Source organism: Lentzea sp. NPDC005914 (genome assembly GCF_040629405.1).
Classification (GTDB): Bacteria; Actinomycetota; Actinomycetes; order Mycobacteriales; family Pseudonocardiaceae; genus Lentzea.
The window spans coordinates 121,931-146,094 of sequence record NZ_JBEXVQ010000010.1 but is presented as its reverse complement, the minus strand read 5'-3'; the positions used below and the strand labels follow the sequence as shown (position 1 = coordinate 146,094).

Annotated in this window: 26 protein-coding genes; 11 read left to right on the top strand and 15 right to left on the bottom strand. The window is 68.0% G+C overall.

Annotated elements, in window-relative coordinates:
- Position 1: 1 nt before the first annotated feature.
- The 8 genes from ABZ345_RS16920 to ABZ345_RS16885 all read right to left on the bottom strand — a co-directional run bounded on the left by ABZ345_RS16920 (position 2) and on the right by ABZ345_RS16885 (position 6,430).
- Positions 2–937, bottom strand: a complete 936-nt coding sequence (locus ABZ345_RS16920; RefSeq protein ID WP_359848757.1) for an asparaginase — start codon at positions 935–937, stop codon at positions 2–4.
- A 33-nt stretch (positions 938–970) separates the two neighbouring features.
- Positions 971–1,627 carry a hypothetical protein gene (locus tag ABZ345_RS16915; RefSeq protein ID WP_359848754.1) on the bottom strand — a complete coding sequence of 219 codons (657 nt, stop codon included), beginning with the start codon at positions 1,625–1,627 and terminating at the stop codon, positions 971–973.
- A gap of 91 nt (positions 1,628–1,718) precedes the next feature.
- Positions 1,719–2,411, bottom strand: coding sequence for a polysaccharide lyase family 7 protein (locus ABZ345_RS16910; RefSeq protein WP_359848751.1), 693 nt, complete (start codon positions 2,409–2,411; stop codon positions 1,719–1,721).
- A 111-nt stretch (positions 2,412–2,522) separates the two neighbouring features.
- Positions 2,523–3,086, bottom strand: a complete 564-nt coding sequence (locus ABZ345_RS16905; protein WP_359848748.1) for a cupin — start codon at positions 3,084–3,086, stop codon at positions 2,523–2,525.
- Positions 3,083–3,679, bottom strand: coding sequence for a methylthioribulose 1-phosphate dehydratase (gene mtnB / locus ABZ345_RS16900; protein WP_359848745.1), 597 nt, complete (start codon positions 3,677–3,679; stop codon positions 3,083–3,085). The genes ABZ345_RS16905 and mtnB overlap by 4 nt, the downstream gene beginning before the upstream one ends.
- Positions 3,676–4,332 carry an acireductone synthase gene (gene mtnC, locus ABZ345_RS16895; RefSeq protein WP_359848742.1) on the bottom strand — a complete coding sequence of 219 codons (657 nt, stop codon included), beginning with the start codon at positions 4,330–4,332 and terminating at the stop codon, positions 3,676–3,678. Before mtnC ends, mtnB begins: the two co-directional genes overlap by 4 nt.
- The gene (locus ABZ345_RS16890; protein ID WP_359848739.1) at positions 4,329–5,330 is read right to left on the bottom strand and encodes a s-methyl-5-thioribose-1-phosphate isomerase; all 1,002 of its coding nucleotides are present in this window, start codon (positions 5,328–5,330) and stop codon (positions 4,329–4,331) included. Before ABZ345_RS16890 ends, mtnC begins: the two co-directional genes overlap by 4 nt.
- On the bottom strand, positions 5,330–6,430 hold the full coding sequence (locus ABZ345_RS16885; RefSeq protein ID WP_359848736.1) for an acyl-CoA dehydrogenase family protein: 1,101 nt from the start codon (positions 6,428–6,430) through the stop codon (positions 5,330–5,332). The genes ABZ345_RS16890 and ABZ345_RS16885 overlap by 1 nt, the downstream gene beginning before the upstream one ends.
- Positions 6,431–6,571: 141 nt before the next feature.
- Here ABZ345_RS16885 and ABZ345_RS16880 point away from each other — a divergent pair, with 141 nt between their 5' ends.
- The 4 genes from ABZ345_RS16880 to ABZ345_RS16865 all read left to right on the top strand — a co-directional run bounded on the left by ABZ345_RS16880 (position 6,572) and on the right by ABZ345_RS16865 (position 10,031).
- Positions 6,572–6,775, top strand: coding sequence for a cold-shock protein (locus ABZ345_RS16880; RefSeq protein ID WP_045310287.1), 204 nt, complete (start codon positions 6,572–6,574; stop codon positions 6,773–6,775).
- 375 nt (positions 6,776–7,150) lie between these two features.
- The gene (locus ABZ345_RS16875) at positions 7,151–7,450 is read left to right on the top strand and encodes a hypothetical protein (RefSeq protein ID WP_359848731.1); all 300 of its coding nucleotides are present in this window, start codon (positions 7,151–7,153) and stop codon (positions 7,448–7,450) included.
- A gap of 274 nt (positions 7,451–7,724) precedes the next feature.
- Positions 7,725–8,921, top strand: coding sequence for a PI-PLC domain-containing protein (locus ABZ345_RS16870; RefSeq protein ID WP_359848728.1), 1,197 nt, complete (start codon positions 7,725–7,727; stop codon positions 8,919–8,921).
- 30 nt (positions 8,922–8,951) lie between these two features.
- The gene (locus tag ABZ345_RS16865; RefSeq protein ID WP_359848725.1) at positions 8,952–10,031 is read left to right on the top strand and encodes a PLP-dependent aminotransferase family protein; all 1,080 of its coding nucleotides are present in this window, start codon (positions 8,952–8,954) and stop codon (positions 10,029–10,031) included.
- Here the strand turns inward: ABZ345_RS16865 and ABZ345_RS16860 are convergent.
- The gene (locus ABZ345_RS16860; protein ID WP_359848722.1) at positions 9,994–10,821 is read right to left on the bottom strand and encodes a glycosyltransferase; all 828 of its coding nucleotides are present in this window, start codon (positions 10,819–10,821) and stop codon (positions 9,994–9,996) included. The genes ABZ345_RS16865 and ABZ345_RS16860 overlap by 38 nt on opposite strands.
- Positions 10,822–10,935: 114 nt before the next feature.
- Between ABZ345_RS16860 and ABZ345_RS16855 the strand changes: the two genes are divergently transcribed.
- From ABZ345_RS16855 to ABZ345_RS16840, 4 genes are read left to right on the top strand one after another with little or no spacing between them, the layout of a single operon-like run.
- Complete coding sequence (locus tag ABZ345_RS16855) at positions 10,936–12,276, top strand: FAD-linked oxidase C-terminal domain-containing protein (protein ID WP_359848719.1); 1,341 nt, start codon at positions 10,936–10,938, stop codon at positions 12,274–12,276.
- A 57-nt stretch (positions 12,277–12,333) separates the two neighbouring features.
- Entirely contained in the window at positions 12,334–12,783 is a 450-nt protein-coding gene (locus ABZ345_RS16850; RefSeq protein WP_359848716.1) for a MarR family transcriptional regulator, read from the top strand.
- Positions 12,780–13,175 (top strand): DUF5313 family protein, encoded by a 396-nt coding sequence (locus ABZ345_RS16845; protein ID WP_359848713.1) that lies wholly within the window; start codon positions 12,780–12,782, stop codon positions 13,173–13,175. The genes ABZ345_RS16850 and ABZ345_RS16845 overlap by 4 nt, the downstream gene beginning before the upstream one ends.
- A 5-nt stretch (positions 13,176–13,180) precedes the next feature.
- On the top strand, positions 13,181–13,510 hold the full coding sequence (locus ABZ345_RS16840) for a hypothetical protein (RefSeq protein WP_359848711.1): 330 nt from the start codon (positions 13,181–13,183) through the stop codon (positions 13,508–13,510).
- Here the strand turns inward: ABZ345_RS16840 and ABZ345_RS16835 are convergent.
- Both ABZ345_RS16835 and ABZ345_RS16830 read right to left on the bottom strand, forming a co-directional pair.
- Positions 13,473–14,216, bottom strand: a complete 744-nt coding sequence (locus tag ABZ345_RS16835) for a 5'/3'-nucleotidase SurE (RefSeq protein WP_359848708.1) — start codon at positions 14,214–14,216, stop codon at positions 13,473–13,475. The two genes, ABZ345_RS16840 and ABZ345_RS16835, sit on opposite strands and share 38 nt — an antisense overlap.
- Positions 14,217–14,277: 61 nt before the next feature.
- Positions 14,278–15,954 carry a family 20 glycosylhydrolase gene (locus tag ABZ345_RS16830; protein WP_359849082.1) on the bottom strand — a complete coding sequence of 559 codons (1,677 nt, stop codon included), beginning with the start codon at positions 15,952–15,954 and terminating at the stop codon, positions 14,278–14,280.
- A 205-nt stretch (positions 15,955–16,159) separates the two neighbouring features.
- Between ABZ345_RS16830 and ABZ345_RS16825 the strand changes: the two genes are divergently transcribed.
- Entirely contained in the window at positions 16,160–16,519 is a 360-nt protein-coding gene (locus tag ABZ345_RS16825) for a hypothetical protein (RefSeq protein WP_359848705.1), read from the top strand.
- 232 nt (positions 16,520–16,751) lie between these two features.
- Here ABZ345_RS16825 and ABZ345_RS16820 read toward each other — a convergent pair whose 3' ends face one another.
- Together ABZ345_RS16820 and ABZ345_RS16815 are read right to left on the bottom strand one after the other, a co-directional pair.
- On the bottom strand, positions 16,752–17,840 hold the full coding sequence (locus ABZ345_RS16820) for an FAD-dependent monooxygenase (RefSeq protein ID WP_359848703.1): 1,089 nt from the start codon (positions 17,838–17,840) through the stop codon (positions 16,752–16,754).
- 83 nt (positions 17,841–17,923) lie between these two features.
- Positions 17,924–18,742 carry an SAM-dependent methyltransferase gene (locus ABZ345_RS16815; protein ID WP_359848700.1) on the bottom strand — a complete coding sequence of 273 codons (819 nt, stop codon included), beginning with the start codon at positions 18,740–18,742 and terminating at the stop codon, positions 17,924–17,926.
- A 124-nt stretch (positions 18,743–18,866) separates the two neighbouring features.
- Between ABZ345_RS16815 and ABZ345_RS16810 the strand changes: the two genes are divergently transcribed.
- Positions 18,867–20,192: a cytochrome P450 gene (locus ABZ345_RS16810; RefSeq protein WP_359848697.1), complete on the top strand. Its 1,326-nt coding sequence runs from the start codon at positions 18,867–18,869 to the stop codon at positions 20,190–20,192.
- A 32-nt stretch (positions 20,193–20,224) separates the two neighbouring features.
- A complete protein-coding gene (locus tag ABZ345_RS16805) occupies positions 20,225–21,211 on the top strand; it encodes an alpha/beta fold hydrolase (protein ID WP_359849079.1) in 987 nt (328 codons plus the stop codon).
- 3 nt (positions 21,212–21,214) lie between these two features.
- Here the strand turns inward: ABZ345_RS16805 and ABZ345_RS16800 are convergent, their stop codons facing one another.
- Positions 21,215–21,763 carry a Uma2 family endonuclease gene (locus ABZ345_RS16800; protein ID WP_319967963.1) on the bottom strand — a complete coding sequence of 183 codons (549 nt, stop codon included), beginning with the start codon at positions 21,761–21,763 and terminating at the stop codon, positions 21,215–21,217.
- 360 nt (positions 21,764–22,123) lie between these two features.
- The gene (locus ABZ345_RS16795) at positions 22,124–24,154 is read right to left on the bottom strand and encodes a tetratricopeptide repeat protein (protein ID WP_359848693.1); all 2,031 of its coding nucleotides are present in this window, start codon (positions 24,152–24,154) and stop codon (positions 22,124–22,126) included.
- Positions 24,155–24,164 lie beyond the last annotated feature (10 nt).

Genomic DNA, 24,164 nt, shown 5'->3' with positions numbered 1-24,164 from the left:
GCTAGAAAACACTGCCACGAGCAGCAAAAACGTCCTCGATGGGCGCCAACGCGCCGAGGGCGAGCCGCAGCAGCACACGAGCCTTACGGGGACATAGCCATCCCGCCATGACGGCCCCGCGCTTGATCAGATCGGACTCGGACCCGACGAAGCCGTACGTGTTCCGAAACGTCGTACCCGCACCCGTTCGCGTGGCCACGACAACCGGGAACTGGGCCCGCGAGATCGCTTCGGCCATTCCCTCGGAGACGTGACCGACACCCGTCGCCGCCACGACCGCGCCCTTGACGTTCAACCAGTCGAGGATGGCGCCGTCGTCGTCCAAAGTGGCCTCGATGAGCGGAACCGCTGGCGCGTCAAGGGGTCGCGGCAACGCCGGCAACTGGTGCGCGGGGTGGAAGTACTGCGGGGCGCCTTCGATCACCAGCCCCAGCGGTCCGGGGAACGACTCGAACGCGCTCGGCAAGCTGCTGTGCGCCTTGCGAACCCACCGCGCGGCGTGGATCTCGTCGTTGATCACCAGCAGCGCGCCGCGTCCGCGCGAGTTCGGGGCGGCGGCGACCGCGACGGCCGCGGCGAGGTTCGCGGGGCCGTCCGGGCCGGGCAGGCCGGGGTGTCGCATGGCGCCGGTGACGACGACCGGTTCCTCGTGCGGCCACAGGCAGTCGAAGAAGTAGGCGGTCTCTTCGAGGGTGTCGGTGCCCTGGATGATCACGACGCCGACAGCGCCCTGGGAGACCTGCTTGTCGGCCCAGTCGAAGGCGTCGAGCAACGTGGTGAACGTGAGCGAGGCGCCGGGGATCGTCGCCAGGGTGGCGATCTCCCCCACTTCGAGGCCCTGGACCAGGTCTTTCGCGCCCAGCGTCGGCGACACCGCACCGGAGCCCGTCATCGTGATCGTGCCGCCGAGCGATGCCACCGCCACCTGTGAGCTCATGAAGCTCACTCTAGGGTCCTGAAAGGAAAATGCTCATTGAGTCCAGTACGTGATGTTGCGGAAGCGGGCCTCCGCGCGTCCGCTGCCGTGGTGGTAGACGCCGTTCTTGAAGTGGCGGGTGGCCTTGCCGCGGTCGGACACCGTCGCTTTCAACACCCCGTTGGCGAAGACCTTGATCTTGCCGGTGCCGCTTGACACCGCGGAGTGCTCGACGCGGATGCGCACCCACTTGTTGTAGATGCCGGACGCGATCACCGTGCTCGTGTAGTACCGGAGCGTGCCGCCGTTGGCGTTGGTGGCGTTGATCATGAAGTCGGTGGCCGGGGTTCCGGGGTCGCCGCCGCGCACGCGCAGGATCTGCATGACGGTCGGGCCGTTGACGCCGCTGGGGACGTAGATCTCGCCCTCCCACGCGTGCTGGCCGCTGGAGTACTCCTGGTCCCAGCGCATCTCGGTGCGCGGGTCGGTCTTGCTGCCCTCGCTCATGGGCTTGTCGTTGTCGAAGACCCACATGGAGTGGACGCCGCCCTCGAACTTGTAGCGCGCGCTCTCCGGCAGGTTGTAGGGCTTCTGGATCTTGTAGGTGAACGGCTTCTGCGTCCACGCCGGCGCGGCGTGCGCGGGCGTGGCGGGCGTTGCCAGCAGAGCGACCGCGGGCAGCGCGAACAGGGAACGACGGGGCAGGGTCACGAGGAAGCCTCCGGCCTCGGTTAGGGGTCTGGACCAGAATCACCACACCGAGGCCGGAGTCTGCAACGTTCGGGCTACGCCGAAATTCCGGTCACTGGGTCCAGTACGTGATGTTGCGGAAGCGGGCTTCCGCACGTCCGCTGCCGTGGTGGTAGACGCCGTTCTTGAAGTAGCGCGTCGCCGGGCCCTCATCAGGATGCGTGAGCTTCAACGCGCCGTTGTAGTAGGTCCTGACGGTGCCGCGGCCGCCCGCGACGGCGGTGTGTTCGACGCGGATCCTGAACCACTTGTTGTAGATGCCGGTGGCGATGACCTGGTCGCTGTCCTTGCGCAGGGTGCCGCCGTTGATGTTGACGACATTGAGCATCACGTCGGTGGCGCGGGTGCCGTCCGGGCGGCTGCCGCGCAGGATCTGCACGACGGTCGGGCCGCTCACACCGGCCGGGATGTAGATCTCGCCCTCCCAGGCGCGCGAGCCGCTGGAGTACTCCTGGTTGAAGCGCATCTCGGTGCGCGGATCCGTTGGGCTGCCTTGGGTGTGGGGCTGGTCGTAGTCGTAGACCCACATCGTGTGCACGCCGCCGGAGAACGTGTACCGGCTGCTCAAGGCGAGGTTGTACGGCTTCTGCATCGTGTACGTGTACGGCGCCGAAACCCACTGTGCCGACACATCCTGGGCGGACGGCGGCTGAGCGAGGGCCTGAGCCGCCGGGGCCACGATGAGAGGCGTGGTGAGGGCAAGGGCGAGCACGGAACGACGGGTGTGGAGTGCAGGGGTTTCCACGTTGAATCCCTCCGACCTTCGATAAGTGGTCTGTACCACTTTGGGGGCACGAAGGCGGAGGGATCAATAGCTGATTCAAGTTCCGGAACTAGATTCAGGTAGGCGAACTTTTCACATGCCTGAACGGAGTTCGTCGAAGGTCGGGAACTTCGTCGCGATGTCGCTGCCGGTGAAGTTGCCGATCCAGCCGTCGTCGTCGTGGAAGAACCGGATCGACACGTAGTCGGGCGTGGTGCCCATGTCGAACCAGTGCGTGGTGTTGGCCGGGACGCTCAGCAGGTCGCCCGCCTCGCAGAACACCGCGTACACCTTGTCGCCGATGTGCAGGTAGAAAACGCCTGCACCACGGGCGAAGTAGCGGTCCTCGTCGTCGTCGTGCGTGTGCTCGGCGAGGAACTTGTTGCGGAACTCGACGGCCTTCGCGCGGTACTCGTCGGTGTCGGCCGGGGTCATCTCCATCGCGTCGACGTAGGTGTAGCCCTCCGTCTCGCTGACGCGGGCGACGTCGGTTTCGTAGATCCGCAAAGCGTTCTCGGCGGTGACACCGTCCACAACGGACCACCGGTGGAAGCGCACGCCGTGCTCCTTGAGCGCGGTGGCGATCTCCTCGGCGTCGGTGGTGCGCAGCACGGTCTCCTCGGGGCCGGAGTCCGGCCACACCGTCAGCAGCGTCATGAGTGCCTCCCCGTAAAGATGTCTCGCGTCTCCACCTTGAAGCGCAGCAACCACTCCAGGCATTCCAAGCGGTGCCGGGCCTGCATCAGGTCGTCGCCCCACACGTACACGCCGTGCCGTGCGACGAGCAGCGCCGGAACTCCTGGATCGAAGCCCTTTTCGAACGCGTCACCGAGTTCGACCATGTCCTGCGAGTTCCCGACGACCGGGACCACGACCTCCTCGTGCGCCTGACGTCCGAAACCCTTGAGCATTTCGAGGTCCTGCAGCACAACGCCGTCGGGCCAGTGCTCGGCCGCGACGACCGGGGCCAGCGCGTGGACGTGCACCACAGCACCCGCGCCCGCCACTCGCGCGATCCGAGCGTGCAGGCCGGCTTCCGCGGAGGGGATCTTCAGCGAGTCGACGGCGAGACCATCGGAGTCGATCACCACGCTGTCCTCGGCGGTGATCTCACCCTTGTCGACGCCGCTGACGGTGACCGCGAGTCGGAGCGGATCACGTTGCAGGACAACGGAAAGGTTGCCCGAAGTGCCCCGCATCCAGCCCATCTGGGCGTAGCGGACGCACTCGCGGGCGAGCTCTGCCGTCACGAGAGTTCCCAGACCGTCGGGTGGGGCGTGAAGTCGGCGTTGCCGTACGGCTCACCGGCGCGCGCGACGCCGACCGTCTTCCAGCCCGCCTCCTGCGCGGCGTGCAGCTCGGCCGGGACGTCGCTGTAGAAGGTGATGTCGTCGGACTGCAGGACTTCCGCGATCTTGCGGTACGACGCGGCTTCGCGCTTCGGGCCCGCGTTGACCGTGTCGAAGTGGTGCTCCAGCAACGGGGTCAGGTCGCCGTCGGTGGTGTGCTGGAAGAACGCGATCTGGCCCGCGACCGAGCCGCTCGAGAAGATCGCGAGCTTCACGCCGTCGTCGTGCCACTTGCGGATCGCGGGGACGACGTCCGGGAAGAACTCCGCGGTGAGGTCGCCCTGCGCGTAGCCCTGCTGCCAGATGAGGCCCTGCAACGTCTTGAGCGGCGTGACCTTCTGGTCCGCGTCCATCCAGTCGTGCAGCGCTTTGACGACGTCGTCGTGGCCGCTGAGTTCCTTGATCTGCTTGACCGCGTCGGCGACCACGGGGTCGTCACCGTGCTGCTCGATCCACGGCCCGAGCCTCGGGCGGGCGTAGTCGTACAGGACGACCAGCACCTGGTCCGTCGCGCTCAGCGTGCCCTCGATGTCGAGCACGACCCACTTGCTCACCGCTGTTCTCCCTCGTAGTACTTGTCCAGCTCCCCGGCGCCGTACACCCCTTTGTCCGTCACCACGTTCGTGACGAACCTCGGCGGCGTCACGTCGAACGCCGGGTACAGCCCCTTCACCCGTGGCGTGGCACTCGGTCTGCCCAGGACCTGCAACACCTCGGCGCCGTCGCGGTGCTCGATCGGCACGTCCTGTGCCGTGGGCGCGTGCCGGTCCGGTGCCTGCACCAGGGCGTGAAACGGTACGCCGAACGCGTGCGCGGCCACGGCCAGCCCCAGTGTGCCGACCTTGTTGACGACGTGCCCGTCCATGGTGACCCGATCGGCCGCCGTGACCAATGCGTCCACTTCGCCGGACTGCAGCACGGCCGCGCCCATGCCGTCCGTGATGAGCGTGGTGTCGACGCCCATCTCGATCAACGTCTCGGCGGTGAGCCGGGCTCCCTGCAGGTAGGGGCGGGTCTCGGTGCAGAAGAACCGGAGCTGCTTGCCCTGGTTCTGGGCGGCTCTGACCGTTTCGGTGAGGTAGAGGTCGGCCCAGCAGTGGGTGAGGACGGTGGCCTGCTGGGGCAGCAGGTTCGCCGTGTGCTCGCCCAACGCCTGGCTCTTGGCGCGGTAGGCCGCGTCGCCTTTGTGCGCGCCTGCCAACGCCTGAGCGATGTCCTGGGTCGCGTCGACGTGGTCCAGGACGATCTTGGTCGCCTTGCGCAGGGCGTTGTTGGTGCGCCTGGTGTTTTCGAGGTGTGCCGCCGTGGCGGCGAGCTCGGCGCGTGCTTGCGCGAAGGGTTTTCCTTCGAGAGTGCGCGCCTTGAGCACCATGCCGTACAGGACCGCGAAGTACGGGCCCGAGGACTGGGTGACCATGTCCTCGATGGCCCGCGCGACGTCCTCGGCCGTCCGGCAGAGCACCCAGTTGCGTTCGAACGGGAACTCGCGGCGGTCGAGGATCAGCACACCGTCGTCGGTGAGCCTGACCGAGTCGGCGAGGACCGGCTGCATCAGCTGTACCCGGTGTAGGCGGGGCGGGCACCGGTGAGGAAGTGCTCGCCGACCTCGCGGGCCTTGTAGACCACCGGGTCGTGCAGCGTGAGCGTGCGGGCGTTGCGCCAGAAGCGGTCCACGGCGTACTTGGCCGCCGTGCCGCGCGCGCCGACCTGCTCGAAGATCCGGCTGGTGACCTCGTTGACGAGCTTGGTGCTGACGACCTTGGCCTCGGAGATGGCGACGGCGACCTCGCCCCGCTTGGCGGGCGTGAGGTGGCGGCCGAGCTCCGTCGCCTCGTGCAGCTGCCTGCCGGCCTCGTCCGCGAGCAGTCCGGCGGCCTTCGTCTGGGAGACCATCTCGCCGTACGCCGCGACGATGTACGGGTCTTCGGTCGCCACCTCGACTCCGCTGACGAACCACGGGCGCGTCTTGGTGCGGGTGTAGTCGGCGGCTTCCTGCAGCGCGCCTTCCGCGATGGCGACGTAGAGCTGGGCGAGCACGAGCTGGAACCCGATGGCGGCGAGGCTGACGCGCGGGTCCTCGTTGGCGGGCTGGACGCCGAGGATCTCCGTGACTTCGACGTTCTCGAAGGTGACGCCGCCGGACGCGGTGAGGCGCTGGCCGATGTTGTCCCAGTCGTCCAGGTAGGTGATTCCCGGAGCTTTTCCGTCGAGCAGGAAGGTGAGCTTCTCGCCGTTGTCCGTGCGGGTGGCGCTGACGACGAGGCGGTCGGCCACGGCGGCACCGGTGGCGAACGTCTTGCGGCCGTTGAGGACGTATCCGGACTTGGCGGGCGTGAGCTCGAGCGCCGCGTCGAGCGGGTTGCTGACGCCGGCCCAGAACTGGTCGGGCTGGACGCTGAACTGGGTGTCGAACAGTCCGCTGCGCCAGATCTGCAGGTAGTGGTACCCGAGGAGGTGGCCGACGTTGGCGTCCGCGGCCCCGATGACACGGCCGATCTTCATCTCCTGCGCCCAGTCGCTGACATTCAGCAGGCCGCTCTGCCGGAGCAGTTCCACCTCTTTGGTGGGTGGCTGGTTCGCCCGGTCCCGGTCCGCCGCGTCGGACCTGAGCGTCGCCGCCACTTCGTGCGCGACGTCCAGCCAGTTCGTCATCCCTGCTCCTCTCGGTGGTACCCGGTTCAACTTACTTCGTCACACCACCGGGCTAACCACGATGTGAGAGAGACCGACCACTGGCAGACTGCCCCGCGCACCCCGCTTTGGCGGGGGACCAACATCTAGGGAGCAATCGGTATGGCGCAGGGCACCGTGAAGTGGTTCAACGGCGAGAAGGGCTTCGGATTCATCGCGCAGGACGGCGGCGGTCCGGACGTGTTCGTGCACTACTCGCAGATCGAGGGCAACGGCTTCAAGTCGCTGGAAGAGCAGCAGCGCGTGGAGTTCGAGATCGGCCAGGGTCAGAAGGGGCCGCAGGCACAGGCGGTCCGCGCCATCTGATTCAGCTCTTCGAGGCCCGCTCGGCGTACTGCCGGGCGGGCTCTTTCGTGCCCGGACGGATGCTCGAAACCGCCCCTGAGCTGGGCTTCCAAAATTGTCAGACCTGTCTGTCATCGTGAGGTCACACAGAGTTCCATTGGAGACCGATGATGATCGAGAGGCCGCCGTGCACCCCTTCGCCACTTCACCGCACCCTGACCGCCCAGGTCAGGCAGCTCGCCCGCTGGACCCTGCGCCCCGCGCGGGAGGGGAATCGCGACGTGAACCGCCGGATCGGGGTGCGGACCCGCCGGACGGCCACCGACGAGCAGCTGCGGGCAGGCCTGCGGTACGTGCGGGAGCAGCTGGCCGCGATCGTGGCCCACGGGAGCCTCGGTGAGCCCCCGGGAGGTCGCGTCCCGCACGGCCAAGCAGTCGTTGCGCAGCTCGCTCAACAAGGCGGCTTTCGTGCTCGCCCAGGAGACCCGGCGCCATCCGGGCTCGGTCAACCGGGAGCTGAACGACCTGATGGGCGTTGAGCGCCGCGCCGAGGCGACCACCGACCAACTGCGCGAGGCGCTGGAGTACGCGGGCGATCGGCTGCGCGCGCTGGGCCGACGCCGAGGCGGCCCGGAACCACGGGATTCCGATCAGCAAGAGGCCGACTTCGCGTCCGGCGGCGATCCGCCCTTCTGAGCCGAAGAAGGCGTCGCGGTCCGTCGACCACGACGCCTGTCTTCTCGCCGCGGGAACGACGACTGGAACAAGTGGCAACCGAGGGAGTCGAACCCTGCGCGGCTTGTGAAGGCGGCGCTCAGAACCGGCCCGAACCCTTCGGTTGGGCGACGGCTGCCGTGGAGTTGTACTACCTGTGCAGAGAGCCGAACGACGCGTGGGATACCCACAGTGTTAAACGTCCAAACGGCTGAGGGCGTTTCATGTTTCACTCAGATGGGTGACCCTGGTCACCGTGCGATACCTCCCTGCCGTCGCAGCCCTGCTGCTACTTCCCCTGGTGCCCACCACCGCGAACGCGGCCCCGTCGGGCACGTACTACATCACCAGTGTCAGGACCGGACTCAACGTCGCCCAGAGCGGCACTGGACTCGCCCTGCGCCGCCCCAAGGGCAACGAGGACCACCAGCAATGGCGGCTGAGCGACGGGAGGTTCGAGAACACCGACTCGCCGGGCCAGTGCATCACCCGTCAGCTCACCATGGGTTCGTGCTCACAGGGGGATACGGTTCACGACCCGAAACAGTTCGGTGATCAATGGGAGTTCTTCAGCCTCGGCGGTGAGTCCCGCTGGTACCTGACGCCCGTCCAGGCGCGGACCGACCCGATGCCGGCCGACCCGCGGCTCGACCAGATGACGTTCCTGACGGCTCACAACGCCTACGCGAACGGCGTGGACGGCGGGTTCGCGCCGCCGTTCGTCAACCTCGCCAAGAACCAGACGCGCGGCATCGTTCAACAACTGGGCGACGGCGTGCGGGGCTTCATGCTGGACATCCACCAGACGCCCGACGGCGCGATCCTGTGCCACAACAGCTGCACGCTGGTGAGCAGGCCGGTGGCGCTCAACGTCGACCTGCAGCGGATCGTGGACTTCCTGCGCGCCAACCGAAGCGAGATCATCACGGTCTTCCTGGAGGACTACGTCGACGCGAGCACCCTGCGCGCCGAACTCCGCCGGGTGCAGGGGCTGGGCGAGGTCCTGTACCGGGCGGAAGGCGTGCCGCAGAACGGATGGCCGAAGCGCAGCGAGCTGCAGGCGGCGAACAAGCGACTGATCATCTTCACCGACCACGGCAAGGACGGCCGCGAGGACTCGGGCGTGCTGTACCAGAAGGACTGGACGGTCGAGAACTACTGGTCGATGGGTTCGGGGCTCGGCAGTTCCGACTGGTCCTGTTACAGCCGATGGGATGAAAAACCACTCACGGCGACGGGCAGCTTCCAGCCGCTGTTCGTCATGAACCACTTCCGCGACGTCCCGTTCACCGGCACGGCCACGACCGACAACGGCAAGCTCGGCAACCGGGCGCAGCAGTTCTGTCAGCCCGCGGCCAGGAAGAAGCCGAACTTCCTGGCAGTTGATCTTTATCACCTCGGCGGCGCGGCGCAGGCGGTGAGCCAGCTCAACGCATACGTATATGGGCCGTAGCCCAGATTGTGGGAGTTGTACGCTCCGCGCATGGCCTCGATCCTGTTCACGCGCGGAGCGCCCTCTCTCGACATCATCGACCAGGAGGGCCTGCGCGACGCGGCGCAACAGGCCTTCACGACCGACCCCGGCGGCACGTTCGCGTACGGCACGAGCGTGGGCTACGTGCCGTTGCGCGCGTGGATCGCGGAGCAGCACGGTGTCGAGCCGGAGCAGGTGCTCGTCACCAACGGCTCGATGCAGGCGGACGCGTTCCTGTTCGAACTGCTCGTCCAGCCGGGCGACGACGTGGTGGTCGAGGCGCCGACCTACGACCGCACGCTGCTGAACCTGCGCCAGCGCGGCGCCAAGATCCACGCGATCGAGCTGGAGACCGACGGCATCAACGTCGACGCGCTCGAGCAGCTGCTGGAGAGCGGTGTGCGGCCGTCGCTCGCGCACATCATCCCGAACTTCCACAACCCGGCCGGCTACACGCTGTCCGAGGCCAAGCGCGCGCGGCTGCTCGACCTCGCGGCCAAGTACGACTTCGTCCTGTTCGAGGACGACCCGTACATCAAGGTCCGCTTCGAGGGCGAGGCCCTGCCGACCATGCTGTCGCAGGACAAGAGCGAGAAGGTCGTCTACGCGTCGTCGTTCTCGAAGACCATGGCGCCCGGCATCCGCTGCGGCTACCTGGTCGGGCCGAAGGCGGTCATCAAGAAGGTCCAGGACATCGCCACCACCACGTACATCTCGCCGAACATGGTGGCGCAGTCGATCGTGAACTCGTACTGCCGCTCCGGCCGTCTCGACGAGTCGGTCGTCAACGTCCGCACCGCCCTGCGCGCCCGCCGCGACGCCCTCGTCGCCGCGTTGCAGCGCGAGCTCCCGGAGGCCGTCTTCACCGCGCCGCAGGGTGGCTACTTCATGTGGGTCGAGCTGCCGGGTGTGTCGATCGAGAAGCTGTTCGGGGTCGCCAAGGAGCACGGTGTCGAGTTCGTGAAGGGCTCGGACTTCCTGCTGGAGGGCGGCGACAACGAGATGCGCCTCGCGTTCTCGGGCGTCACGCCGGAGCAGATCGACGAGGGCATCACGCGTCTCGCCGCGGCGGTCCGCTCGCTTTCCTGATCTGCGTCTCCAGGTGCTTCGGCAGCGCGCGCCGCTGCCGAAGCGCCTGGCGCAGCCGGGGAACGGCCGCCCGGAACGCCCGCGGGTCCTTCAGCGACGCCGCCAACGCCTGGCGCACCGGCCGTCGCATCCACGAGGCCAGCACCGCGTTGCGCCGCTCGACGAGATCGCCGCCCGGAGCCCGTTCGGGAGCCGGATGATGGTGCGCCACCACGTCCTCGACGTAGCAGAGCGCCCACCCCGCTGCCGCGAGGTCCCACGACAGCAGCGTTTCCTCGCCGCGGAAGAACAGCACCGGGCTGAATCCGCCCACCTCCAGGTACGCCTGCCTCCGCACGATCGCCGAGCAGGCCATGAACCCGAGCACCGCCGGTCCCGCGACGCCCTCGCCCAACGGGCTGTGGCGCAGCAACGGCGTGATGGGATCCGGCTTCTCCAACGGGCCCACGAGAGTGCGCGCGGCGAGCACCGCGAGATCCGGGTGCTCTTCGAAGATCGGTTCGGCTCGTTCGAACGCGTCCGGCGCCCACCACGAGTCGTCGTCGGCGAAGGCCACGAACGGTGTCCGCGCCGCCCGCACGCCGAGGTTGCGCGCCACCGCGCCGAGGTTCACCGGCGACTCCAGCACCCGGACCTCGGGAAACCGTTGCCGCACAAGGGCAACGCTGTCGTCGTCGGACGCGTTGTCCACGACGATCACGGGAACCGCGAGCTCGCTGAGGTGCGTGAGCGTCCGCAGCAGGCTGGCGGAACGGTTCCGCGTGGCGATGACGACGGTGGTGCTGGCCATGCCAGTCGTCTACCCCGTAGCGCGCGGCCGACACGTTGACAGTGACTGACAGAAAATCTGGCAGCAGCGGACGCACCGGGCTACCTTGAGCGACGTGGAACCGGTGGACCCGTCATGACGACCTTGGACCTGCCCGGTCTGCTCACCGACCCGGCCACCCTGGAGAACCTGAGTCACGACGAGGCCGAGTGGGCACCGGCGGGCACGCCTGCCGCGGCGTTCCGTCCGCAGTCCACAGAGGACGTCCAGGCCGCGGTGAAGGCCTGTGCTGATCAGGGAATCCCGATCGTGCCCCGTGGCGCGGGCACCGGCCTGTCCGGCGGAGCCAACGCGACCGACGGCTGCCTGGTCCTCGACCTCAGCAGGATGAACCGGATCGTCGAGATCGACCCCGACAACCTCCTCGCCGTCGTGCAACCGGGCGTGGTGAACGACGACCTCCAGAAAGCCGTTGCCGCGCAAGGACTCTGGTACCCACCGGACCCGGCCAGCTCACCGTGGTCGACGATCGGCGGCAACGTCGCCACCAACGCGGGCGGCCTGTGCTGCCTCAAGTACGGCGTGACCCGCGACTACGTGCTGGGCCTCGAGGTCGTGATGGGCGGCCCGGTCGCCTACGGCACCGCGGTGAAGCTCGGCAGGCGCACCAACAAGGGCGTCGCGGGCTACGACCTGACCAGCCTGCTCGTCGGCTCCGAGGGCACGCTCGGCGTCGTCACCGAGATCACCCTGCGCCTGCGCCCGGCACCGCGCCCGTCGGCCACCGTCGTCGGCGCGTTCGCCAGCCTCGTCGACGCAGGTCGAGCCGTCGCCCTCTGCACACGCCGAGGCCTGCAACCAGCCGCGCTGGAGCTGATCGACCGCGCGTGCCTGCAGGCCGTCGAGGACTGGAAGCACCTCGGCATCGAACCGGACACCGAAGCGATGCTGCTGGCCCGCGCCGAAACCTCCGAAGACGCCGACGGCCTGACCGCAGCTTTCACCGACGCGGGCGCCGTCTGGACCGAGCGTTCCACCGACTCGGCCGAGGCCGAAGCCCTGTTCGCCGCCCGCCGCCTCACCTACCCGGCCCTCGAACGCCTCGGCCCGCTGCTCACCGAAGACGTCTGCGTGCCGCGGTCGGCGGTACCCGTGATGCTCGCCCGCATCGAGGAGATCGGCGCCCGCCACGGCGTCCAGATCGCCACCATCGCGCACGCCGGCGACGGCAACCTGCACCCGTTGCTGATCACCCCACCTGGCGACGACAACGCCCGCATCGCCGCCCAAGCAGCGTTCGAAGACATCATCACCGAGGCGTTGGCTCTCGGCGGCACCGTCACCGGCGAGCACGGCGTGGGCCTGCTCAAGCGCGACGGCATGATCCGCGAACTGGGCCCCGACGTGTGCTCCATCCAGCAGTCGATCAAGAACACGCTCGACCCGCTGAACCTCTTCAACCCCGGCAAGGCCTGAGTCTGACGCGCCACATCTCCTGGATCCGAGCGCGCCCGCGAGTTACTGTGTACACAAATGATTAGTACACCAAGTATCCCCGAGAACCCGCTCGAACTCGAGCGGCAGGTCTGCTTCGCCCTCGCCGTGGCATCCCGCACGGTGATCGCGGTGTACCGCCCGATCCTCGAGCCGCTCAACCTCACCCATCCCCAGTACCTGGTGATGCTGGCCCTCTGGGAGCGGTCGCCGCGCACGGTCAAGGACCTGAGCAACGTCCTGCAGCTCGACCCCGGCACGCTCAGCCCGCTGCTGAAGCGGCTGGAGGCGATCGGTTACGTCCAAAGGCAACGGGACAAGGCCGACGAGCGCGCGCTGGCGCTGACCCTCACCGCGCAGGGCCAGGAGCTCAGGAAAGAAGCGCTGAAGATCCCATTCAAGGTCGTCGAGCAGCTCGACATGACGTTCGAGGAGCTCGCGCAGCTGAACGAGGTGCTGCACAAAGTGATCGCCAAGGCCACGAGATGAACCCCGTGCTGAAGCTCTGGTACTACGCGGGCGGCAGGGTTCCCCAGAAATATCGCGAGTTCGTCTACGACGACGTGACCGGTCCGAAGTGGCTGGTGCGCTTCACGGTGCGCAGCCTCGCGCAGGTCACACCGCTCGTCACGGTCATCGCCCTCGCGCTCGTGTTCGGGCTCGGGTCGCCGTGGCCGCTGGCAATCGCGTGCGGTGGGCTCGGTTTCGTTGTAGGACTGTACTTCGCGTTGTCCTATGCACCCGAAAGCGTGGATTACCGGCTCACGAAGTACGGGTACCCACGGGGGTCGGCGACCGAGGGGCGCCGGGAGCGAAACGCCGCGCAGGACCGCGAACGACAAGCACAGTACGACGCGGTCTGGCGGCGATCCGAAGGGTAGAAACGATGGCCTTGCTGAGCAACGAACTGGAGTTCACGAGGCCGCAGATGCTCACCCTCAGCGCAGGGCTGCTGCAGCTCGCGTTCGGATGGTTCGACGTGTTCGGTTTGGACCCCAACTACCACATCATCCAGCTCGGGATCGGGGCGCTGGGCGTGGCCTGCGCGTGGCGGCACGACCTCGCGCGCATGTACGGCGTCCTGTTGTTACTGGCCTTCGGGATGCTGGCGTTCTCGCTCAACGACGTGACCACGGAGAGTTTCCTCGAGGTGCGGACAGCGCTGATCGGGCTCGTGATCACACTGGCCAAGCCGGGGAAGGCAGGCCGGACGTGACAGCCGACACCGAGTTCAGCGCGGTCAGGGTCGCGTAGCCGGAGGCCAGGAAGGCGACCTCCGTGCCGGGCACAGGCTCCAGTCCTGTTCTGACCGCGCTCAGCTTCAGTTCGTCGCCGCTCGCCTCGATCTGCACCTGGTACGGGCTGGACGGCGCGATGGAAGCCCATTCGATTCCCCGCACGGTCGCGGCGTTCGGCACGTTGAGGCTGAGCACGGTGGCGGCGGGCATCGCGGCGAGCATCGGCAGCACCGCCTGAGTGACCTGGGTTGCCGTGTCCCACAGCGGTTCGGATCCGTCCCAGTCGACGTCCAGCGAGACTGCCAGAGCCGACACCCCGCGGACACCGGCCGTCAGGGCCGCGCCGACGGTGCCCGAGTGCAGGATTCCGGTGCTGACGTTCGCGCCCAGGTTCACGCCCGACAGCACCAGGTCCGGCTTGAAGCCGAACCCTCCGTGGCAGGCGACGAACGAGATCAGCCCGGGATGCGCGGGTACGGCCAGCGCTTCGAAGCCCTCGGCCTGCCGTCGTTCGAACTGGATCCGCGAACGGCCGGAGGTGGACGCGAGGCTGGTACCGGTTCCGCTCGCCTCCGTGGACGGCGCGGCGACCAGCACCTCCCAGTCCAGCGACGAAGCGGCGCGAGCGAGAGCGAACAGGCCGGGCGAGTCGATGCCGTCGTCGTTCGTGACCAGTACCCGCACGAAGGCCCCCTCGGAAGTGGTGTGGGCCGCGAGGAAAGCCCCGCGGCCCACACCCACTCAATCAGCAGACGCCGTCGTCACGCCAGACGCCCCACTGGCCGGTGGTGCCGGGCTCCTCGCCCTGCGTCCACCACTTCGCGGTCCACTTGTGGCCGTTGTGCGACACCACGTTGCCGCCGGTGTAGACCGCCGCGCGGTCCCACGCGGGCTGTGAGCACGGTCCGGGCGGCGGGCCGCCGGTGTCCCACGGGACCTGGGTGGAGCGGTAGAAGTTGATGCCCATGGTGGTCCAGCGCGGGGCCTGGGCGCCCAGGCGCACCTTGAACTGGTCCCAGTTGTGCGTGGACCACGGCGACCAGCCCAGTTCGGCGATCGCCGAGAGGCGCGGGAACGCCATGAACTCGATGTCGCGCGAGGTCACGATCGTCTCGGTCCACAGTGGAGCTTCGACGCCGCGGACCGAAGCCTCGGTGACGCCGCTGAGGTGTGTGCCGGGGTTCCACTCGTAGGCGGTCTGGACCTCGATCAGGCCGGCCCACGACAGGCCCAGGGGCGTGCTGGAGTTGTACTTCATGTCCAGGTACGCCTTGTTCGCGGGCGACATGATGACCTTGTTGCCGCGCTGGACCGCCGCCTGCACGGTCGCGTTGGACGTGGTGGTGCCCCAGTACTGCGGGATGGCGGTCGTGTCGGTCGTGGTCTTCACGAACTCGTGCCAGCCGAGCGCGGTCTTGCCGTACTTCTTCACGATCGGCAGCGCGCGGTTCATGAACGCCTGGTAGTCGGCGTCGGAGGTCGCGTGCGCCTCGTCGCCGCCGATGTGGAAGTACGGGCCGGGCGTGAGCGCCGCGATCTCGCGCACCACGTCGTCGATGAACTGGTAGGTGATGTCCTTGTTGACGCACAACGAGGAGTAGCCGACCTCGATGTCCGTGCGCAGCGGCGGGGCCTGGCCGTTGCAGTTCAGCTCCGCGTACGACGCCTGCGCGGCGTTGGTGTGGCCGGGCATGTCGATCTCGGGGACCACCGTGATCTTGCGCGCGGCCGCGTACTGCACGATCTCGCTGTACTGCGCTTTGGTGAAGTAGCCGCCGGCGCCGCCGCCGACCTGCGTGCTGCCGCCGTACGTGGCCAGGCGCGGCCAGCTGTCGATCACGATCCGCCAGCCCTGGTCGTCGCTCAGGTGCAGGTGGAAGTAGTTGATTTTGTACAACGCGAGCTGGTCGAGGTAGCGCTTCACGGACGCGACCGGGTGGAAGTGGCGTGCCACGTCGAGCATCGCGCCGCGGTAGGAGAACCGCGGGTAGTCGACGATCAGCGCGCCCGGCACGGTCCACGGACCGGGTTGCGTGGTCGCGCTCTCAACGGCGGCGGGCAGCAGCTGCCGCAGCGTCTGCACGCCCGCGAACAAGCCCTCCGACGTATTGGCGCGCACGACGATGGCGTTGGCCGCGACGTCCAGCTGGTAGCCCTGCTGACCGACCGTTGCGGGGGCGCCGGAGAGCAGCAACGAGATGCCGTCGGCCGGGGTTCCGCTCGTGTCCGACACCGGCAGCGCGTAGCCGGTGGACGGGCGCAGGACGCCCGCCAGGAAGGTGCCGACGTCCCTCGCGGCAGGGGCGGTGTAGATCTTCGTGGCTGCCGTCAGCGTGTGCGTGACACCGGACCTGGCCTGCGCCGACACCGGGACCGGCACCAGGCTCTGCAGTGGTTCGGCGGCTTGCGACTGCGCACTCACGGAGAGCGCCGCGCTGACAGCGATGACTGCGGCGAGAACGCGAGTTCTCACGACTCCTCCTTAAGAGCCGAGGGGCGGCGACCCGTTCTCAGCCTGGCTACAAATCCCTTTTGTCGTCAATGGTCTGAGCCAATCCGTGGACACCTCCGATGTCTGCTGGGATCATGGAGATCCGCCGCTCCTCGGTTCGACATCGGAGAGGCACATGCGCACACTTCTGCTCCCGCTCACCCTGGCACTCGCGGCCGTGGTGGTCCCGGCCGCCGACGCCACGCCCGGCAAGACGCACGTCGTCGAGCTCATCGGCGACGAGTTCAAGCCGGAGGTCATCTACATCAAGCCGGGTGACAGCGTGAAGTGGGTGTTCCGCGGCCCCGGCCTGGGACGTGTCCGCAAGGGGCTCACCCCGCCCCAGCCGTGCAGGTACCTCGGCGGCCCGGACAGCGGCCTCAAGCGGCCGGGCCAGACCTACCGGCTCACGTTCCCCGACACCACGTTGTTCGTCTACCACTCGACGGTCAACGACCGGTGCCGCGCGGCCGGCCAGGTTCACGTGGACGACTGAAACACGGCTTTCCCGGACGTCCGCGGCACGGGACCCGTCACCACCAGCCGCACGGCGGTGGTGACGTGGTCGTCGTGGAGGACAACAACTGGGTCTGCTCCCGGCAGGTGGAACGCCTGTCCCGCAAGGGGAAGGCCGCCAGCTGCTACTGGAACGTCAACCGCGTCACACGCCTGGGAGGACGCCGATCGCGGCGACGACCCGGAGGTCGCCGCCGCGATCGAGAACCTGTTCAGTACGTGGGGAGCGTGAGGCTGTTGACCACCTCGGCGAAGTCGTCGCCGGGCGCCCCGCCCCGCTCCAGGTTCTTCAGCGCCATGTCCTGGTTGGCCGTCACGTACGGCCGCAGGATCTCCTCGTAGCGCTGGAAGGCGATCTCCGGGTTGTCGCGGAGCTCTCCAGCGAGGATGTACGCGCCGACCAGCGCCATGCTGGTGCCCTGACCGGACATCGGCGAACCGCAGTAGCCGGCGTCGCCGAGCAGCACCACGTTGCCCTTCGACCAGGTCTCCATGCGGATCTGGGCCATCGCGTCGAAGTGGAAGTCCGGCGCCTCCCACATGTGCTTCAGCGCGGTCTGCCACACCCACTTGGCGTCGGCGAACTTCTCGGCGATCAACTGCCGCTGCGCCTCGACGTCGCGGTAGTCGAAGTCGACCTGGCCGTTGAAGCCCATGTAGACACGGCATTCCGCGTTGGCGCGGGCGCTCATGATGCCGCCACCGACGATCTCGCCCTGCTGGAACGTCTGCCAGTGGTCGAGGTTCAGGAAGTTCGGCGCGGTGAAGACGGCGAGGTTCATGCCGAGGTGGCTGATGAAGTCCGACTCCGGCCCGAAGGCGAGCCGACGCACGTTGGAGTGCAGGCCGTCCGCGCCGACGATGACGTCGAAGTCGCGGGGCTCGGCCTTCTCGAAGGTGACGCGGGTGCCGTCGATCGAGGTGATCGTGTCGTCGAACAGGTACTCCACGCCCTCCACGGCGTCGAAGATCATCCGGGCGAGGTCGTCGCGCAGCAGCTCGACGTCGGGGCTGGCGAGGTCGCCGCCGCTCAGGGTGTGCGTGGTCGAGCTGAACAGCTCGTTGCCGTCGTCGTCGATGACGTTCATGCCGCGCATGTTCGTGTCGAACGACCGCAGCTGCTCGCCGAGGCCCATTCGCTCGACGACCTCCAGCGCCGGGCCGCGGACGTCGATGGCCTGGCCGCCGGGTCGCATGCCGCGGTAGCGCTCGACCACGGTGACGTTGAAGCCGTAGCGGCGCAGCCAGTAGGCGAGCGCGGGTCCGCCGATGCTGGCGCCGGAGATCAGGACGTTCTTCATGGTGTTGCCCCCTGTGAGTCGGTGTTGCTCACAAGGTGCCGACCGGCGCTGACCGTCGGCTGACCATCCGTCGTCAGCGGTTGTCAGGGCCTGACAGCGACTCCCGCGAACGGGATCTCGTTGATCTCCGGGTTCGCCGCGAAGTCGCCCTCGCCGTCCGGGCGCCACGACGGGCAGTTGACGAGACCCGGCTCCACCAGGTCGAACCCGCCGAAGAACGCCAGCACCTGGTCGTGCGTGCGCGGGAAGGCCTGGTTCTGGGAGCTCTTGACGTTGTAGGCCTGCACGGCCTCGTCCATGCCGGCGGGCTTCGCCTCGGCCGACGCGTGCGACAACGCGAGGAAGCTGCCGGGCACGAGACGGTCGCGGTACGCGCCGACGATCGCCGCCGGGTCCCACTCGTCCGGGACGAAGTGCAGCACCAGCAACATGAACAGGCCGACTGGCTGGTCGAGGTCGATGAGCTTGCGGACCGGGTCGGCGTCGAAGATCGCGTCGAGGTCGCGCAGGTCCGCCTGCACGACGTCGGTGTTGCCGTTGCCGGCCAGGATCAGCTCGCTGTGCGCGACCGCCACCTCGTCCCTGTCCACGTAGACGACGCGGGCGTCCGGGGCCTCCGCCTGCACGATCTCGTGGAGGTTGCCGACCGTCGGGATGCCGGAGCCGATGTCGAGGAACTGCCGGACGCCCCGCTCGACCATGTGCAGCGCGGCCCTGCGCAGGAACGACCTGTTCAGCCGTGCCGCGTCCCGGACGCCGGGCATGATCTGCAGGATCCTCTCGGCCAGCACCCTGTCGGGGGCGAAGTTGTGGCCACCGCCGAGCCAGTAGTCGTACACCCGTGCCGGTGACGGCACCGTCGTGTCCACACCTGGTGGGACCCAGCCGAGGTCGCTGCTCACGGACCGAGCGTACGTCCGCACACCAGATCGGACGAGCGCATCAGCATCCGATCGTGTGTATCTGCTCGCCACCACTGGCGCCAGAGCCCTAGGTTGTTCGGGGTCGCACGAGAGGGTGATGGTGATGCCGAGCGTCACGACGGTGCCGGGCCGATGGCCTCTCATCGGGCACACCGTCACGCTGCTCAGGTCGCCGGTCGAGTTCCTGGCGTCGTTACCCGCGAAGGGTGACGTGGTCAGGGTCTTCCTCGGTCCCCTACCGGTGTACCTGGTCACGACCCCCGCGCTGGCGATGGAGCTGCTCACGTCGGACAAGTTCGACAAGGGCATCGTGTTCGACAAGATGCGCCCGCTGTTCGGCAACGGGCTCGCGACCTCGAACGGCGCGTTCAACCAGCGGCAGCGCCGGATGATGTTGCCCGCGTTCAGCCGCGGCCGGGTCTCGACGTACGCGGAGAGCGTGATCACGACGCTGGCGGCAGAGCTGCGCGACTCGTGGCACGACGGTCAGCGGCTCGAGTTCGACGCGGTGATGCAGGACTTCGTGATGACCGTCGCCGGCCGCACGCTGTTCTCCGCGGACCTCGGCCCCTGGGTGCTGGCCGAGATCAAGCACTCCGTCCCGATCATGCTCAAGCACGTGCTGGTGCGCGCGTTCTCACCGTCGTTCGTGGAAAAGCTGCCGCTCAAGGCGAACCGCGAGTTCGACGAGGCCGCCGCTCGGTTGCGCAAGATCATCCCCGAGGTCGTCGTCGGCGCCAGGAAGGAAGGCACCGACCACGGTGACCTGCTGTCGGCACTGCTCGCCGCGCGTGACGCGGACACCGGCGAGGCGATGACCGACGAGCAGATCCACGACGAGGTCGTCACGATCCTCACCACCGGCGCGGAGACGACGGCCGTGGCGCTGGCGTGGTTCTTCCACGAGGTCGGCACGCGGCCGGACGTTCGCGCACGGTTCCACGCCGAGGTCGACGCCGTGCTCGGTGACCGGCCGGCGACGTTCGAGGACGTGGCGAAGCTCGAGTACACCGGCCGGATCATCAACGAGGTGCTGCGCCGCACTCCGCCGATCATCCTGATGCGCCGGGCCCGCGAGGACGTCGAGATCGGTGGCGTGCTCGTGCGGAAGGGCTCGGAGATCGCGGTCTCACAACACACTCTGCACCGCGACCCCCGCTGGTTCCCCGACCCGGACGGCTTCGACCCCGACCGCTGGGAACCCTCCCGGGCCGTGTCCGTGCCCAAGGGCGCGTTCATCCCGTTCGGCGCGGGTTCCCGGTTCTGCCCAGGACATTTCCTCGCCCACACGGAGATCGCGATCGCCGCCGCAACGATCGCCACCCGGTGGGATCTCGTTCCCGTTGCGGGACAACGCGTTTACGCCCAGGTGAAGGCGACCATGCAGCCCAACCAGCTGCCGATGGTGGCCACTAGGAGAAAAGCGTGAAACTGCTCCCCGTTCTTGCCGCGGTGCTGGCAATGACGTCGCTGACGCCTGCCGCGCATGCTTCCGGTGCCGAGTGTTCGATCACGACGGTGCCGGTCTCCGGCCCGTCCGGTACCGCGACGATCTCCGGTCAGCTGTGCAGGCCCGCGGGCGCGAACCCTCAAGCGGTTCAGCTTCTGGTGCACGGCGGCACGTACAACCGCGCGTACTGGGACATGCCGGGTGTGCCGGAGTCCTATTCGTACCAACGCGACATGGCCCGCGCAGGCCGCGCGACGTTCGCGGTCGACCGGCTCGGCACTGGTGCCTCGACGCATCCGCCGAGCCTGCCGTTGCTGATTTCCCTCGAGGCGCGGAACCTGCACGAGGTCGTGCAACACCTGCGCGCAGGGCACGTCGGCGGGACGGCCTACCAGAAGGTCGTGATCGTCGGGCACTCCGTCGGGTCGGGCATCGTGGCGATGGAGGCCGCGACCTACCACGACGTCGACGGCGTGGTGCTTTCCGGCATGACGCACATGCCCGCCGTTCCGGTGCTCGCTCTCGGTGCGGCGCTGGGACTTCAGCCGGTGTTCCTGGACAACCTGCTCGGGCACCTCGGCAGCGACCCGCTGTACTTCACGACGCGGCCGGGTGCGCGGGCCGGGTTGTTCTACGCGATGGACGACGCCGAGCAGCTCGTGGTGACCGCGGACGAGGCGACCAAGGACCAGCTTTCCGTGCCGGGCATGGGAACCGTGGCCGTGTTCGGCATCGTGCTGCCCACGACGTACGGGATCGACGTGCCGGTGTTCAACGCCGTCGGCACCGACGACGTGCTGTTCTGCGGTGGGCTGGCGTTGCGCGACTGCTCGAACGCTCAGAGCCTGCGTGCCCAGGAGGCCCCGTACTACCGGCCGGAGGCGCAGCTGGAAACCTACGTGCTGTCCGGCGCCGGGCATTCTCTCGCGTTGCACCGGAACGCGGCCGCCTACCGCGAGGCGACCCGCGCGTGGCTCAGTTCGAAATTCGGAATGTGATCGTCAGCGAACCAGGGATTGCGCGCTGAGCTTCACCGCGAACGGGAACTGCAGCTCGACGATCTCCTCACCATCGGACCGGGCCTGTTCCACGTACACGCCGTTCTCCAGGTGCAGGCAGCGCATCCACGGCGAGTCGTAGTCGATCATCCAGTAGTTCTCGCAGCCGACTTCCTGGAACTTCGCCCGCTTTAGTTCCAGGTCCACGTGTCGCGTGCGGGGCGACAGGACCTCGACCGCCAGCACGGGCGGTCCCATGAGCGCCTGCTTCGTGAACTGCTCGCGCCGGCCCACCACCAGGTCGGGGATGAAGACCGTGTCGTCGGCGAGCACCACGTCGACCGGAGCGGGGAGTACTTCCAGCTCCGGTGGGCAGACAGCCGTCAGCGCCACCAGGAGCCGGGCGACGACCCGCTGGTGCACTGGGCGGGGCGAGGGGCTCATGACGAGCACCCCGTCGACGAGTTCGAAACGGTGCCCGTCATCAGGCATCGCCTCCAGGTCCGCCCACGTCAGTGGCCTGCCGTGGGGAAACGTCGGGACACCACCCATGGTGCGTTCCACCCCCGCGTCGAGGCCACTGTCCGCCGGACGGAGCCCGGCGATGCCATTAGACAAGACTGGTCCGATTCTCACGACTCGCAAGCCCCTTTTGGCCGACCCCGCACCACTGCACGCACACGTCTCCGTGACCACCGCCCCGGAGGGTGAGGACCCACTGGTCCCCTCGTGCAAGGCACCACCCGGACGGAGCAGCGTTTTGGTTGCAATCGAACAAGTGGCTAATTTTTGATCAATTTTCGGGCGATTTTCGGTAACGTCATCAACCCTGCCAATTGCTCGCGAATGCGACCCTAACGGAATCTTACGGGTCAGCCAAGCACTCGGTTGGAGCAATACCTCACAGCGACATCACATCTGGAAGATCAAATCACCCATCGCCGGTTTCAACCCGAATTCCGAGTAAACCGCACGAGCCGTTGCTTCCAGCTCGCCCGCGAGTTGAGTTTCGCCACACGCGCGGTACAGGCTCGCGAGTTCCAGGCGGGCTCGTGCGGCGCCCACGACGTCGAAGTTGGACTCGCAGATGGCAGCGGCGTCGTGCAGGAAGGTGCGGGCGGAACCGAGCCGGCCACGCGAGAACTCGGTGCAGCCCAACAGGTACAGCACGAAGCTCTCGCCGCGGCGATCTCGCGCCGACCGTGCCAGGTCCAGGGCCGCGGTCAGCGCGTCGAAGGCCTGGTCGTGCTGACCGACGGCTGACAGCAGCTTGCCCAGCCGGTAGTTGATCTGTGCCAGCACCCGCTGAGGGAAAACCCGGTCGCACACGTGCAAAGCGGCTCTGAGCCGTGCCAGCGCCCCGGCGGGATCGCCGTCGTAGAGGTCGACCTGCGCCAGGTTCTGCAGCACCGACGCCTGCCCCACGGGGTCACCGAGGCGCTCGTACACCGCCAGACCTCGCTGGTACCACCGGCGGGTCTCCACGAACTGACCGGACGACCGCGACACGATCCCGAGGTTGCGGTACGCCAGCCCGAGCCCGGCGAGATCACCGAGATCCTCGAAGACGTCCTTGGCGAGCACGGTCATCTCGCGCGCGATGTCGTAGCGACTCTGACTGATGTGCAACGACGCGAGCGAGCACCGCAGCACGGCCGTGCCGCGCACATTGGCCGAACATGCCGCAAGCGCGACATCGTGCGTCCGCTGCCAGCCGTCGTAGTCGCTGCACGTCTCGAACAGCGTCACCAGCCGATGCGCCAGCTCCCAGCTCAGCTCGTCCAACCCGGCCGAAGCCGCGAGCTCCACTGCCTCGCACAGGCTCGACGACGAAGCCTCCAGCCACGCCAGCGGATCAGTCCGCAGCAGCGGATCGGGCCGCACCACCTCACGCACCGCCGACCCGCGCACGATGGAGAAGTCACCGCCGTACAACGCCGAACGCGCGTGGTCCAGCAGGTGGAGCCACCCGCCCAGCACTCTCTGCAGAGCCTCGGGAGAAGCCTGCGCGGCGAACTCCCGAACCAGCGGCGGCACGACGTAGTCCCCGCCGGACACCGAGACGAGATGCGACGACACCAGTTCGTCCACAGCGGACTGTCCGCGCCCGTCCCCGAACACCGCCACCGGCGCCCAGGAAGGCAACCGCCGCGCCCCCACGCCGGCGAGCAGCCCCAGCAGCCGGCGAGCGTGCAGGCTCAGATCCCCGGCCGTCTCCTCCAGCCGTGCCCGGACGGACAACCCGCCGTGCGTCAACGCGTCCAGGCACCCGTGCGGACCGGACAGCTGGTCGACCAGCAGCGAGATCGGCCAGTGCGGACGGGCCGCCAGCCGGGCCCCGGCGATCCGCAACGCCAGCGGCGAGCCGTCCAGGATCGACACCAGGGCGTCGGCGGACGAAGCCTCGCCGGACACCCGTGAGACACCGATCTGCTTGCCCAGCAACGCGATCGCCTGGGCGGGCTCCACCGGGCCGACGTCGATCACGTGCGGCAGCCGCAACCGGTGCCGCGACGTCACCAGCACCGCGCATCCCGGCGAGTGCGGCAGCAGCGCGGTCACCTGCTCCACGCTCGTCGCGTCGTCCAGAACCAGCAGAAGTGACTGGTGTGCAACAGCGTCTCGATACGCGCTGAGCCGGGCGGCGAAATCTCCCGGAACGGACAACCCGAACGAACTGAGGAAACGGCCCAGCACCTCGTACGGGGTGCAACCACGCAGCCGCACGAACAGCTGGCCGTCGGGGAAATGCCCGTTCGCCACCCTGTGCGCGGCGTGCACGGCGTGCGTCGTCTTGCCCGTCCCGACAGGCCCTGTCAGCAGTACGACCTGCGGCAACGGGGTGAGCAGGTCCACAACGGACTGGAGGAGCTCCTCGCGTCCCACGAAGTCCGAGACGGCAGCCGGCAGCTGGTGCGGGCGCGGGAAAAGGCCGATCTGCACACCGCCCCCT